The sequence below is a fragment of the Pseudomonas sp. MNR3A genome (assembly GCF_009650575.1).
In the GTDB taxonomy this organism is placed as follows: domain Bacteria; phylum Pseudomonadota; class Gammaproteobacteria; order Pseudomonadales; family Pseudomonadaceae; genus Aquipseudomonas; species Aquipseudomonas machongensis.
This window is the reverse complement of sequence record NZ_VZZS01000008.1, coordinates 281637-294836: the sequence shown is the minus strand read 5'-3', so window position 1 is coordinate 294836 and position 13200 is coordinate 281637. Positions and strand designations below refer to the sequence as shown.

Sequence of the window (13200 nt, the reverse complement as noted above, 5' to 3'; positions counted from 1 at the left end):
ATCATCAGACACATCCTCGATACACCCCGACATTCTACTGGTGCCACCCCCGCCCCACGGCCACGCCAAGGAAATGTCCATGTCCAGCCCTCACCGTTTCAGATACCCCGCCCTGCTCGCCGCCGTACTGATGCCGCTGAGCCTCGTTGCCACAGGCGCAGCCTTCGCCGCGGACCCAACGCCTGCTGCCCCAAGCACGCAAACCGCACACGACAGCTTTGGCCCGCTCAAGCACATCAAGGCCGGCGTGCTGGATGTCGCCTACGTCGAACAGGGTCCCGCCGACGGTCCTGTAGTCATCCTCCTGCACGGCTGGCCCTATGACATCCACAGCTTCGAAACCGTGACGCCCCTGCTCGCGGCCAAGGGCTATCGCGTCCTGGTGCCCTATGTTCGTGGCTACGGCGACACCCGCTTCCTCTCCGACAAGACGCCCCGCAACGCTCAACCCTCGGCCCTGGCCAGCGATGTGATCGCCTTCATGGACGCTCTGCACGTACAAAAGGCCGTGCTCGCAGGCTTCGACTGGGGTGCACGTAGCGCCGACATCGTCTCGGCCCTGTGGCCCGAGCGGGTCAAGGCGCTGGTCTCGGTCAGCGGCTATCTCATCAGCAGCCAGGAGGCCGCCAAGGCCCCGCTGCCGCCCAGTGCCGAGCTGCAATGGTGGTACCAGTTCTACTTCGCCACCGAGCGCGGCCGTGCCGGGTATGAAAAGAATCGTCATGACTTCGCCAAGCTGATCTGGCAGCTCGCCTCGCCGAAGTGGGCATTCGACGACGCCACCTTCGATCGCAGTGCCAAGGCGCTGGACAACCCTGATCAGGTGGCGATCACCGTCAACAACTACCGTTGGCGCCTGGGCCTGGCGCAGGGCGAAACCCAATACGATCCGCTGGAAGCGAAACTGGCCAAGTTCCCCGCGATCACGGTACCGACCATCACCCTCGAAGGTGACGCCAACGGCGCACCGCATCCGCCGGCAGACGCCTATCGGCAACGTTTTACCGGGAAGTACGAGCATCGCTTGCTGACCGGCGGGATTGGTCATAACCCACCGCAGGAGGCACCTGCAGCCTTCGCGCAGGCGGTGGTGGATGCCGACCACCTTTGACTGGCCCTGGCTCATCCGCAAACAAAAGCCCTGGCATGCCAGGGCTTTTTGCGCAGGACAACAGGTCATCAGGACAATAAAGGTCAACGGCCTGTGGCAGGTCGGAATTCCAGCATTGAACGCACCCCGCATCGCTGCATGATAGAACAGCGCCTCCTGCCAAAACTGACCAACGCCTGTTCTGAGGTCACCGAGTCTGGCGCCCGGCAATCAGCACCTTCATCGCGCCAACTCCCCGACGGCCTTGGGCGTGTTGCGGAAACTGATGGCCATACGGTTGTAGGCGTTCATCAAGCTGATGGCGATCGTCAGGTCGATCAGCTCGCGCTCGGCAAACACCAGGCGGGCTGCCGCATAGGCGTCATCCGGCACACCGGTCTGCGCCACTCGCGTGACCTGCTCGGCCCAGGCAAGTGCCGCCCGTTCGCGCGCATCGAACAGATCGCCCGCTTCTGCCCAGGCCTGGACCAGAGCGATCTTCTCGATCTTCTGGCCTTTCTTGATCAGGTCGCGGGTGTGCATGTCCAGGCAATAGGCGCAGTTGTTGATCTGCGAGACCCGCAGGTAAACCATTTCTACCAGCGTTGCATCGAGACCGCTCTGCATGACATAGGCGTAGACCCCTCCCAGGGCCTTTGCCCCACCGGGTGCCAGTTGGTTGTAATCGAGTCGGTTGGTCATCTTACTTCTCCCCGGCGTGTGCGACAGGTGTGGTGAGGGCTTTGTCATCGCTATCGACAATGAAGACCGCGAGCAGCTTAGCAGGCGCTGTCTTGCTGGCGTTGCGGCTCACGGTATGACGCGCGCCGGGGTTCTCGTACCAGCTTTCGCCGGCCTTGAAGACCTGCTTGGGGCCATCATCGACCTGGGACTCGATGGCCCCCGATACGACATAGGCGTAGATGAATGCCGATTGGGCATGCACATGCGAAGGCGACTGAGCACCCGGCGCATAGTCCACCTCGACCGCCACCAGCGATTTGCCTGGAATGTTGGGAATGGCATGTTCGAAGTTGGGCGTCACTACCTCGCCGACACCATGCGCCTGGGCCGTCAGCGAAGCGCCCAACAGGACGCCGGCAAAAAGGGTAGCCGTGAGCGAAAAACGCTTCATCGAGAGTTCCTCGTGGAATGAATGGCAACGTCAGTCTCGGTGCTATCTGGTACATTAAAAAGCACCAAAAATACCTTTTTTACATGTACCAGGCGGCTACCTCGTCGCGTCCAGGCCTAATACTCATGCCGCTCAACGTCAGCATCGACCGCGCTGCAAAAACACCCTTGACCGAGCAGATCCGCGCCAGCATCGGTGCCGCGATCGAATCCGGCGTACTCAAGCCTGGCGCACGCCTCCCCTCCTGGCTGGACCTCGCCGCCCAGTTGGGCGTATCGCGCGGCACCGTGCGCGCCGCCTACGAGATGCTCGTGGACGCCCAGCTCGTGGTCGCCTCACGGGCGGATGGCACACGCGTCTGCGACCGGCCAGCACTCCCCGCGCGCGAAGAAACACCCCCGCGCGAAACCCCGTTCATGGAGTTGTACCGCGAGTTCACCGCAGGCCCCGCAATCTTCCAGCTCGGTGTTCCGGCCCATGAAAGCTTGCCAGCGAGGCTGTTCAGCCAAATCCGCTCACATGCCATGCGCTCGGAGATGCGCGGCTCGATCCAGTACCCCGACCCGCGGGGCGAGCTGGAACTGCGCCGGGTGGTGGCCGCCTATGTGGCCATCGCCCGAGGCATCGAGTGCCTGCCCTCGCAGGTGATCATCACCAGTGGTTTCGCTGGCGGGCTCGGCCTGCTTCTGCAGACCCTGGGCATCGGCGGCCGCAAGGCCTGGATCGAAGACCCCGGCTTTCCGTTCTCCCGAAAAGGCCTGGAGCTCGCCGGGCTGGTGCCGGTTCCCGTACCGGTGGACGCGTCGGGCATGGACGTCGAACAGGGCCGGCGCCTGGCGCCGGATGCCGCCGTGGCGCTGGTCACCCCCGGACAGCACGCCCCACTGGGCGTCACGTTGTCCCTGCCCAGACGCCTGAACCTGCTCGACTGGGCCGCGCAGAACAACGCCTGGATCATCGAAGACGACTACCTCAGCGAGCTGCAACTGGAGTCCAGGGCAGCACCCGCCCTCGCCTCCCTGGACCGCAATGGCCGTGTGGTGCACATCGGCTCCTTCAGCAAGACCATCAGCCCAGCGCTGCGCCTGGGCTTCCTGATCGCCCCACCGGCACTGGCCCCCAGGCTCGGCGAAGTCGCCGCCTGCCTGAGCCCCGCGCCAGGTCCCGCCGTGCAACTGGCCACGGCGGAATTCATGCAGCAGGGACATTACCTGCGCCATCTTCGCCGGGCGAAACGCCTGTACCGCAGCCAGCGTGACGAACTGCTCAGCGCCTTGAAAAAAAGGCCACTGGGTGCCGACATCTGCACTGCCGGGCTCGCGGTGCTGTTGCGACTGCCGGCTGGGACGCTGGATGTGAGCATTGTCAGAGAGGCGTCGATGTTCGGCATGTCGCCTGGGGCATTGTCGCCGTGGTATCTGGACCAGGCGCGGGCCAGCAGCGGGATTCTGCTTGGTATTGCGACCAGCTCGGGGCGAGAGCTGGAGCGGTGCTGTGATCGGCTGGATGAGATTGTTGGGCGGTTTGTGGAGGGTGATGGGGGTGGGCTATAGACCCTGGCCCTGGCCATCAGCCGTCTACACTGGCAAGATCAACTGCAGCGTTCACGAAGGGCCTTGGCGTTGTCACACGGCTACTTCAAGGAGAGGTCATGACCCTACGCAGCTTGGCAAAAAATCTTCCACCCGATCCTCACAACGAGGGCTGGGTGCTTGGCTGGGGAGTGCTGAGGGATCGACATCCCTGGCACTTTGTCGACGTCTTCGCCGACAGAAATACCGCCAGGATGGAGGCGCAACGCCGGGGAGATGACTACGTCGTGGAGTATGGCGCACACCGACTAGGATCGGATGATTTCATATGCGGTGTGAGCTTGCCTGAAGGGTAGACAAGCGTCGACTGACCGCGAAGACTCCGGCGAAGCGGCTCTCGCGTAGCCGCTCCAAGCTTCGCCACATGTATAAATTTACTGACCAGCCGCAGCTTCGGACATCCATCGATCTGGACCATGCAACTGCTGCCGGGGCAAACCAAAGAACAGATAACGTGCGGGGAGCGCCACCTAGCGGGCTCTTGGCGAAACCTGCCGACCAAGTAACGTGTCGGAAGCGCTTCGGAAAGTTTTTTCTACCCCAGAAACGCAAAAAGCCCTGAATAATCAGGGCTTTGAATATGGCGGAAGCGTAGAGATTCGAACTCTAGGATAGTTGCCCATCGACGGTTTTCAAGACCGTTGCCTTAAACCACTCGGCCACGCTTCCAGCTTGTTTTGCGGCGGCAATCATACCGTAATGAAACACGCTGTCAAACTCTCTCTGTCGCCCGTTGCAGAGGCTCTGTTATGATCTTTGCATCTGAACGTTTCAAACCCACAGGAGTGTCGCCATGCGCGAACAGGATTACGCCGTACAACACGGCCAGCAGGTCGAGCAGCAGGAGGTCAGCAAGGTCCTGCGCAACACGTATAGCCTGCTGGCGCTCACGCTTGCCTTCAGCGGCGTGATGGCTTTCGTCGCTCAACAGATGCGCGTCGGCTACCCGAACATCTTCGTGGTGCTGATCGGCTTCTACGGGCTGTTCTTCCTCACCGCCAAGCTGCGTGACTCGGTCTGGGGCCTGGTTTCGACCTTCGCCCTCACCGGCTTCATGGGCTTCATCCTCGGCCCGATCCTAAACCGCTACCTCGGCATGGCCGGTGGCGCTGAAGTGGTCAGCTCGGCCTTCGCCATGACCGCACTGGTGTTCGGCGGCCTGTCGGCCTACGTGCTGATCACCCGCCGCGACATGAGCTTCCTCAGCGGCTTCATCACCGCGGGCTTCTTCGTGTTGCTGGGTGCCGTGGTCGCGAGCTTCTTCTTCCAGATCAGCGGCCTGCAACTGGCGATCAGCGCTGGCTTCGTGCTGTTCTCGTCGGTCTGCATCCTGTTCCAGACCAGCGCCATCATCCATGGCGGCGAGCGCAACTACATCATGGCGACCATCAGCCTGTATGTATCGATCTACAACCTGTTCGTCAGCCTGCTGCAACTGTTCGGCATCATGGGTCGTGACGACTGATCGCTAGCGATTGGACGATTCAGGAAAGCCCGCTTCGGCGGGCTTTTTTGTGGGCGGATGCTTTTAGGGTTGCACGCCCCTCCCCGCCACAAAGAAACAAAGAGCGCCCAGCCAAGACGTACCTCTACCCCTTCACCGTCGGGCCCCGTAGAATGCGCTCCTTTTTTCTTCGGGGCGGTTTCCCATGAGTTCACTCGAACACGAGCCGGGCGCGACGGCGCCTGCCAACGAACTGGTCCTTGGCCTCGAGGACAAGCCGCGGCCACTGATCGGCCTGCTGGCGGCACTGCAGCACTTGTTAGCGATCATCGTGCCAATCGTCACGCCTGGCCTGTTGATCTGCCAGGCGCTGGGCGTTTCGCCGCGAGACACCAACCTGATCGTGTCGATGTCGTTGGTGATCTCGGGCATCGCCACCTTCGTCCAGTGCAAGCGCTTCGGGCCATTCGGCGCGGGATTGCTGATCGTCCAGGGCACCAGCTTCAACTTCGTCGGGCCGCTGATTGCCGGTGGCGCGCTGATGGTCAAGCAGGGTACGCCAGTCGAAGGCGTGATGGCGGCGATTTTCGGGGTAGTGATCGCCGGCTCGTTCGTGGAGATGGGCGTTTCGCGCATCCTGCCATTCATCAAGCGCCTGATCACCCCGCTGGTGACAGGCATCGTGGTGCTGATGATCGGCCTCACCCTGATCAAGGTTGGCCTGATCAGCATGGGCGGTGGCTTCGCGGCCATGGGCAACGGCACCTTCGCCAATGGCGAGAACCTGCTGCTGTCGGGCGTGGTGCTGGCGATCATCGTGGTCCTCAACCGGATTCCGGTGGTGTGGATGCGCAGTTGCGCCATCGTCATCGCGCTGGCGGTGGGCTATGCGCTGGCAGGCTACCTGGGGCGCCTGGACTTCACTGGCATGCACGAGGCCGCGCTGTTCCAGGTGCCGGTCCCGCTGCACTTCGGCCTGGGCTTCTCCTGGGCGCTGTTCATTCCGATGCTGGTGATCTACCTTGTGACCTCGCTGGAAGCCATCGGCGATGTGACAGCCACCAGCAAAGTGTCGCGCCAGCCGGTCGAGGGGCCAGTGTGGATGCAACGGATCAAGGGCGGGGTGCTGGTCAATGGTGCCAACTCGCTGCTGGCGGGCCTGTTCAACACCTTCCCCAGCTCGATCTTTGCGCAGAACAATGGGGTGATCCAGCTGACGGGCATCGCCAGCCGTCATATCGGTGTCTGGATCGCGCTCATGCTGGTACTGCTGGGGCTGTTTCCGAGCGTAGCCGGGGTGATCCAGGCCGTGCCGGAGCCTGTGCTGGGTGGCGCTGCGATGGTGATGTTCGGTGCAGTGGCGGCATCAGGGATCAACATCCTGGCCAGCACCCGCCTGGACCGGCGGGCGCTGCTGATCATCGCCGTGTCGCTGGCCCTGGGGCTGGGCGTGGCGCAGGTGCCGGAGTTCCTGGCGCACATGCCGGCGGCGCTGCGTAACGTACTGGAGTCGGGCGTTGCCACCGGCGGCATCTGCGCCCTGGTGCTGAACTGGTTCCTGCCAGAGAGCAAGGAACGCGCCTGACCACTGTTGCCGACAGACAAAAGCCCGCGCCTACAGGTGCGGGCTTTTTGCTTTATCATGACGGCATTTCTTTGCACGAGCCTTCCATGAAATTCGCCATCGCGGTGTTTTCTCCGGCCCATGCGCCCTCCTCGCGCCGCGCGCTGCGCTTCGCCGAGGCGGCCGTGGCCGGCGGACACGAGATTACCCGACTGTTCTTCTATCAGGATGGGGTGCACAGCGCCTCGGCCAACGTCGTCGCGCCTCAGGATGAACAGGATGTGGCGGCGCAATGGCGCAGCTTCGTCAGCGACCATCAGCTCGATGCCGTGGTCTGCATCGCCGCAGCATTGCGCCGGGGCGTGCTCGACGAGGCCGAAGCCAACCGTTACCAGCGCCCTGCCGTGAACCTGCCCAAACCCTGGGAACTGTCCGGCCTTGGGCAACTGCACGAAGCTGCGCAAACGGCAGACCGCCTGGTCTGCTTCGGAGGCGATTGAAATGGCCAGATCCTTGTTGATCATCAGCCGTCAGGCGCCTTGGAATGGGCCATCCGCCCGCGAAGCGCTGGATATCGCGCTTGCCGGTGGCGCCTTCGACCTGCCGCTGGGCATGCTGTTTCTCGACGACGGTGTCTTCCAGCTCGCCAGCAGCCAACAACCGGCGCTGCTGCAGCAGAAGAACCTTGCCGCCAACCTGCAGGCGCTTCCGATGTTCGGGGTCGAGGAACTGTTCGCCTGCGCGCACAGCCTCCAGCAGCGCGGGCTGGACGGCAGCACGCTGGAACTGCCAGTACAGGTTCTCGACGATGCAGCGCTGCGCGCACTGATCGCCCGTTTCGACCAGGTGGTGACCCTCTGATGATGACCTTGCATGTAATCAGCCATTCGCCCTTCGGCGACGACCGCCTGGCCAGCTGCCTGCGTTTGCTGGACACCCAGGACGCGCTGCTGCTGTGCGGCGATGCAACCTACGCCCTCAAGCCTGGCAGCGAACCTTACCGGGTGTTGCACGCTGCAGGCCTGGAGCAACGCCTGTTCGCCCTCGAAGAAGACCTACAGGCCCGCGCAATCCCCAGCGAGTTGGCAAAGGCCGTGGACTATCCCGCCTTCGTCGAGCTCTCGCTGCACTACGACAAGGTCAACACCTGGCTATGAGCAACCTGACTGTCGGCGATCGCTCGATCGCCCTGGACAAGGACGGCTTCCTGGTCGACTTGCAGGACTGGTCCCACGAGGTCGCCCAAGCCCTGGCCGCTCGTGAAGCGATCGCATTGACCCCGGACCATTGGGAAGTCCTCGAACTGCTGCGTCAGTTCTACGACGAATATCAGCTTTCGCCAGCGACTCGTCCGCTGATCAAGTACACCGCCCTGAAGCTGGGCCCGGACAAGGGCAACAGCCCGCACCTGAACCGTCTGTTCAACGGCACCCCCGCCAAACTGGCCGCCAAGCTGGCGGGCCTGCCCAAGCCGACCAACTGCATATGACCGAGCCGATGACCGACAGCCCAAGCCCCCTGACCCTGGAAACCCCGGCCGAACACCCCTTCGCCGAATTCGTGCGCATTCTTGGCAAGGGCAAGCGAGGGGCACGGGGCTTGACCCGCGAGGAAGCGCGCGCGGCGATGACACTGCTGCTCGAAGGGAAAGTCGAAGACACCCAACTGGGCGCCTTCCTGATGCTGCTGCGGCACAAGGAGGAAAGTGCCGAGGAACTGGCTGGTTTCACCGAAGCCCTGCGCAGCCACCTGCAAGCACCATCGATCGCCGTGGATATCGACTGGCCAAGCTATGCCGGCAAGAAGCGCCACCTGCCCTGGTACCTGCTGGCCGCCAAGTGCCTGGCTGGCAACGGCGTGCGTATTCTCATGCATGGCGGCGGCGCCCACACGGCCGGGCGCCTGTACACCGAACAGTTGCTCACCCTGTTGGACATCCCCCTGTGCCGCGACTGGCAAGCGGTGGCCAGCAGCCTGGACCAGCAGCAACTGGCCTTCTTCCCGTTGCAGGACTGGGCGCCGCAGTTGCAGCGGATGATCGACCTGCGCAACACCTTGGGCCTGCGCTCGCCGATCCACTCCCTGGCCCGTGTACTCAACCCACTCGGCGCCCGCTGCGGCCTGCAAAGCATCTTCCACCCCGGCTACCAGGCCGTGCACCGCGAAGCCAGCCGCCTGCTCGGCGATCACGCCCTGGTGATCAAAGGTGATGGCGGCGAGATCGAGGTGAACCCCGATGTCCTCAGTCACTTGTACGGCACTACTGGCAGCGAGGCCTGGGACGAAGAATGGCCCGCGCTGAGCGCACAACGCCACGTCAAGCCGGCAAAGCTTGAGCCTGAGCATCTGTTGGCGGTATGGCGCGGCGCGGCGCAGGACAGCTATGGCGAGCTGGCAGTAGTCGCGACCATGGCCCTGGCGCTGCGCGGTCTGGGCCAGGATCGCGAACTGGCGTTCAGCACCGCGCGCACGTTCTGGTCAAACCGAAACATCTAATCACTCGATCAATGACCGGCGATATTTGCGCTATTTATTCGAACGGTATGCCCTAGACTGAGCTCCAACGACAAACGACTTGTAATTGGAGCTCCACATGGGCCTTTTGATCGACGGCCGCTGGCATGACCAGTGGTACCAGAACAGCAAGGATGGCGCCTTCCGCCGCGAAAACGCCCAGCGCCGAAATGCGCTACCTGCGGCCGAAGCAGGCCGTTACCACCTGTATGTTTCGCTGGCATGCCCATGGGCGCACCGCACCCTGATCCTCCGCGCACTCAAGGGCCTGGAGCCACTGATCGACGTCTCTGTAGTGAGCTGGCTGATGGGCGAGCATGGTTGGACCTTCGACACCGCACAAGGCTCGACCGGCGATCATCTCGACGCTCTCCGGTACCTGCATCAACGCTATACCTTGGATGATCCGCACTACACCGGACGGGTGACGGTACCCGTGCTGTGGGACAAGCAAGAGAAGCGCATCGTCAACAACGAATCAGCGGAAATCATCCGCATCTTCAACAGCGCGTTCGACGAGTTGACCGGCAACCGTCTGGACCTCTACCCCGAACCACTGCGCGCCGCCATCGATGCGCTCAACGAACGCATTTACCCGGCGGTGAACAACGGCGTTTATCGCGCAGGCTTCGCCACCACCCAGGAGGCGTACGAGGCAGCGTTCGATGAGGTGTTCAATGAGCTGGATCACCTGGAGGCGCTGCTCGACACCCAGCGCTACCTGGCCGGCGAATACCTGACCGAGGCGGATGTAAGGCTGTTCACCACGCTGGTGCGCTTCGATGCGGTGTATCACGGGCATTTCAAGTGCAACCTGCGACGACTGGCGGACTACCCGAACCTCTCCAACTGGCTACGCGAGCTTTATCAGTGGCCGGGGGTGGCGCAGACGGTGAATATGGAGCATATCCAGAAGCACTACTACATGAGCCACAAGACCATCAACCCGAACGGCATCGTGCCCAAGGGGCCGTTGCAGGACTTCACGCTGCCCCATGACCGTGAGCGGTTGGCGGGCAAGGGAATATGGCAGGGTTGAAATCGCTGGGGCTGCTTCGCAGCCCATTCGCGGGCAAGCCCGCTCCCACAGGTTTAAAGCGGCGCCTTACCTGTGGGAGCGGGCTTGCCCGCAAATGGATCACAAAGTGGTGCCAGTGATCAGCTGTTCTGCGCCCCTTCGAACCAGGCCAGCTTGTCACGCAACTGCACCACTTCCCCAACGATCACCAGGGTCGGCGCATGCACCTCATGCCGGGCGACCAGGTCCGGCAGGTCTGCCAGGGTCCCGGTGAACACGCGCTGATTGCGGGTAGTGCCCTGCTGCACCAGTGCTGCCGGCGTACTTGCCGCACGACCATGACGGATCAACTCGGCGCAGATGGTCGGCAAGCCAACCAGGCCCATGTAGAACACCAGGGTCTGGGCTGGCGCCACCAGGTCATTCCAGGGCAGGTTACTGGTGCCGTCCTTGAGGTGGCCCGTGACGAAGCGCACCGACTGGGCATAGTCGCGGTGAGTCAGCGGAATACCGCCGTAGGCCGAACAACCGCTGGCCGCCGTGATACCCGGCACCACCTGGAAGGGGATGCCCTCGTCGGCCAGTTCCTCGATTTCCTCGCCGCCACGGCCGAAGATGAACGGATCGCCGCCCTTCAGGCGCAACACACGCTTCCCTTGGCGGGCCAGATCGACCAACAGGCGGTTGATCTGGTCCTGGGGCACGGCATGGTCAGCGCGACGCTTGCCGACATAGATGCGCTCGGCATCACGCCGGCACATCTCGATGATGGCCGGAGCCACCAGACGGTCGTAAAGCACCACGTCAGCCTGCTGCATCAGGCGCAAGGCACGGAAGGTCAACAAGTCGGGATCACCAGGACCGGCACCGACCAGATAGACCTCACCGCCCTGTTGCACAGGGGCGCCATCGACCATGGCCTGCAACAGGCGCTCGGCTTCGGCGCCCTGCCCGGCCAACTGGCGCTCGGCGATCGGCCCCTGGAACACTGTCTCCCAGAAGCCGCGCCGCTGGTTGACGTCCGGGTACAGCGACTTGACCTTGTCCCGAAAACGCGCGGCCAGGCCTGCCAGCTCGCCATAGGTGGACGGAATCCAGGCCTCGAGCTTGGCCCGGATCAAGCGTGCCAGCACCGGCGCATCGCCGCCACTGGACACCGCCACAACCAACGGCGAGCGATCGACGATGGCAGGGAAGATCACTGTGCACAGGGCCGGTGCATCCACCACGTTGACCGGCAGGCTGCGCGCTTGTGCGTCTGCCGACACCTGCGCGTTGAGCGCCGGGTCATCGGTGGCAGCGATCACCAGACGGCACCCCTCCAGGTCAGCGACCTGATAGCCACGCACCAGCACCTCTCCGCTGCCTTCCCTGGCCAGTGCGGCCAACTGGCCGTCGACTTCCGGCGCGACCACCCGCAGCACACCGCCGGCATCCGCCAGCAGGCGAGCCTTGCGCAGGGCGATCTCACCGCCGCCGACGACCAGAACCCGGCCGCCCTGCAGCTTATGGAACAGCGGCAGGTACTTCATTTAGCGGATAACCTCGACGCCGCCCATGTAGGGCTTGAGCACCTCAGGGACGCGAATCGAACCATCGGCCTGCTGGTAGTTCTCCAGCACCGCAACCAGCGTACGGCCCACGGCCAGGCCCGAACCGTTGAGCGTGTGCACCAGCTCCGGCTTGCCGGTTTCCGGATTGCGCCAGCGGGCCTGCATGCGGCGGGCCTGGAAGTCGCCGCAGTTGGAGCAGGAGCTGATTTCGCGGAACTTGCCCTGGCTCGGCACCCACACTTCCAGGTCGTAGGTCTTCACCGCGCCGAAGCCCATGTCGCCGGTGCACAGGGCCAGCACGCGGTATGGCAGCTCCAGCAACTGCAGCACGCGCTCGGCGTTGGCGGTCAGGCCTTCCAGGGCTTCCATCGACTTGGACGGCTCCACCACCTGGACCATCTCGACCTTGTCGAACTGGTGCTGGCGGATCATGCCGCGAGTGTCACGGCCCGATGCGCCGGCTTCGCTGCGGAAGCACGGGGTGTGGGCGACCAGTTTCAGCGGCAACTGCTTGGCGTCGAGGATCTCGCCCGCCACCAGGTTGGTCAGCGACACTTCGGCGGTCGGGATCAGGTAGAAGTCGGCCTCGCCTTCGCGGGTGATCTTGAACAGGTCTTCCTCGAACTTCGGCAACTGACCGGTGCCCTGCAGGGCCGGGGCCTGTACCAGGTACGGGGTATAGTGCTCCTCGTAGCCGTGCTCGCCGGTGTGCAGGTTGATCATGAACTGCGCCAGGGCGCGGTGCAGACGGGCGATCGGCCCACGCAGCACGGCAAAGCGCGCGCCGGACAGCTTGGCCGCGGCCTCGAAGTCCAAGCCACCGCTGACCTCACCCAGGGCAACGTGGTCCTTGATCTCGAAGTCGAAGGCCTGCGGCGTGCCCCAGCGGCGCACTTCGACATTGTCTTCTTCGCTGGCGCCGACCGGCACGCTGGCGTCCGGCAGGTTGGGGATGGTCAGCAGGATGCCGTCGAGCTCGACCTGGATCTCGTCCAGCTCTGTCTTGCCGGCCGCCAGCTCGTTGGCCATGCGCTCGACGTCCGCCATCAGCGGGGCGATGTCTTCGCCCTTGGCCTTGGCCTGGCCGATGGATTTGGAACGGGCATTACGCTCGGCCTGCAGCTGCTCGGTGCGGGTCTGCACCGACTTGCGGCGCTCTTCCAGTGATTCGATGCGCGCGACATCCAGGCTGAAGCCACGGGAGGCCAGGCGTTCCGCCACTTCCTGAAGTTGGCCGCGTAACAGTTTGGAATCGAGCATATCGTTCTCTCGTTGTGTTTAGGTGTTGGT

Annotated in this window: 15 protein-coding genes and 1 tRNA gene; 11 read left to right on the top strand and 5 right to left on the bottom strand. The window is 63.4% G+C overall.

The features are described 5' to 3' along the window. Nucleotides 1-79 precede the first annotated feature (79 nt). Nucleotides 80-1111: an alpha/beta fold hydrolase gene (locus F6X62_RS06615; RefSeq protein WP_232233452.1), complete on the top strand. Its 1032-nt coding sequence runs from the start codon at nucleotides 80-82 to the stop codon at nucleotides 1109-1111. 219 nt (nucleotides 1112-1330) lie between these two features. Here F6X62_RS06615 and F6X62_RS06610 read toward each other — a convergent pair whose 3' ends face one another. Both F6X62_RS06610 and F6X62_RS06605 read right to left on the bottom strand, forming a co-directional pair. After that, nucleotides 1331-1792, bottom strand: a complete 462-nt coding sequence (locus F6X62_RS06610; RefSeq protein ID WP_153773021.1) for a carboxymuconolactone decarboxylase family protein — start codon at nucleotides 1790-1792, stop codon at nucleotides 1331-1333. Nucleotide 1793: 1 nt separating this feature from the next. Next, entirely contained in the window at nucleotides 1794-2225 is a 432-nt protein-coding gene (locus F6X62_RS06605) for a cupin domain-containing protein (RefSeq protein ID WP_063544301.1), read from the bottom strand. A gap of 125 nt (nucleotides 2226-2350) precedes the next feature. Between F6X62_RS06605 and F6X62_RS06600 the strand changes: the two genes are divergently transcribed. Continuing rightward, nucleotides 2351-3778, top strand: coding sequence for a PLP-dependent aminotransferase family protein (locus F6X62_RS06600; RefSeq protein ID WP_218572546.1), 1428 nt, complete (start codon nucleotides 2351-2353; stop codon nucleotides 3776-3778). Between the two features lie 98 nt (nucleotides 3779-3876). Continuing rightward, on the top strand, nucleotides 3877-4113 hold the full coding sequence (locus F6X62_RS25355; RefSeq protein ID WP_232233450.1) for a hypothetical protein: 237 nt from the start codon (nucleotides 3877-3879) through the stop codon (nucleotides 4111-4113). A gap of 285 nt (nucleotides 4114-4398) precedes the next feature. Here the strand turns inward: F6X62_RS25355 and F6X62_RS06595 are convergent. After that, a tRNA-Ser gene (locus F6X62_RS06595) sits at nucleotides 4399-4486 on the bottom strand. 124 nt (nucleotides 4487-4610) lie between these two features. Here F6X62_RS06595 and F6X62_RS06590 point away from each other — a divergent pair. The 8 genes from F6X62_RS06590 to F6X62_RS06555 all read left to right on the top strand — a co-directional run bounded on the left by F6X62_RS06590 (nucleotide 4611) and on the right by F6X62_RS06555 (nucleotide 10378). After that, the gene (locus F6X62_RS06590) at nucleotides 4611-5282 is read left to right on the top strand and encodes a Bax inhibitor-1/YccA family protein (RefSeq protein WP_054892316.1); all 672 of its coding nucleotides are present in this window, start codon (nucleotides 4611-4613) and stop codon (nucleotides 5280-5282) included. 184 nt (nucleotides 5283-5466) lie between these two features. Next, the gene (locus F6X62_RS06585) at nucleotides 5467-6846 is read left to right on the top strand and encodes a nucleobase:cation symporter-2 family protein (RefSeq protein ID WP_153773020.1); all 1380 of its coding nucleotides are present in this window, start codon (nucleotides 5467-5469) and stop codon (nucleotides 6844-6846) included. Between the two features lie 86 nt (nucleotides 6847-6932). Then, complete coding sequence (gene tusD / locus F6X62_RS06580; RefSeq protein WP_125930282.1) at nucleotides 6933-7325, top strand: sulfurtransferase complex subunit TusD; 393 nt, start codon at nucleotides 6933-6935, stop codon at nucleotides 7323-7325. Between the two features lies 1 nt (nucleotide 7326). After that, nucleotides 7327-7686 (top strand): sulfurtransferase complex subunit TusC, encoded by a 360-nt coding sequence (tusC, locus tag F6X62_RS06575; protein ID WP_065864358.1) that lies wholly within the window; start codon nucleotides 7327-7329, stop codon nucleotides 7684-7686. Continuing rightward, a complete protein-coding gene (gene tusB / locus F6X62_RS06570) occupies nucleotides 7686-7982 on the top strand; it encodes a sulfurtransferase complex subunit TusB (RefSeq protein ID WP_153773019.1) in 297 nt (98 codons plus the stop codon). The genes tusC and tusB overlap by 1 nt, the downstream gene beginning before the upstream one ends. Beyond that, complete coding sequence (locus F6X62_RS06565) at nucleotides 7979-8314, top strand: TusE/DsrC/DsvC family sulfur relay protein (protein ID WP_054892321.1); 336 nt, start codon at nucleotides 7979-7981, stop codon at nucleotides 8312-8314. The genes tusB and F6X62_RS06565 overlap by 4 nt, the downstream gene beginning before the upstream one ends. A gap of 8 nt (nucleotides 8315-8322) precedes the next feature. Next, nucleotides 8323-9321: a glycosyl transferase family protein gene (locus F6X62_RS06560; protein WP_153773018.1), complete on the top strand. Its 999-nt coding sequence runs from the start codon at nucleotides 8323-8325 to the stop codon at nucleotides 9319-9321. Between the two features lie 97 nt (nucleotides 9322-9418). After that, the gene (locus tag F6X62_RS06555) at nucleotides 9419-10378 is read left to right on the top strand and encodes a glutathione S-transferase family protein (RefSeq protein WP_153773017.1); all 960 of its coding nucleotides are present in this window, start codon (nucleotides 9419-9421) and stop codon (nucleotides 10376-10378) included. A 119-nt stretch (nucleotides 10379-10497) separates the two neighbouring features. Here the strand turns inward: F6X62_RS06555 and cysG are convergent, their stop codons facing one another. After that, on the bottom strand, nucleotides 10498-11889 hold the full coding sequence (cysG, locus tag F6X62_RS06550) for a siroheme synthase CysG (protein ID WP_153773016.1): 1392 nt from the start codon (nucleotides 11887-11889) through the stop codon (nucleotides 10498-10500). Beyond that, the gene (gene serS / locus F6X62_RS06545; protein WP_153773015.1) at nucleotides 11890-13170 is read right to left on the bottom strand and encodes a serine--tRNA ligase; all 1281 of its coding nucleotides are present in this window, start codon (nucleotides 13168-13170) and stop codon (nucleotides 11890-11892) included. Between the last annotated feature and the right edge of the window lie 30 nt (nucleotides 13171-13200).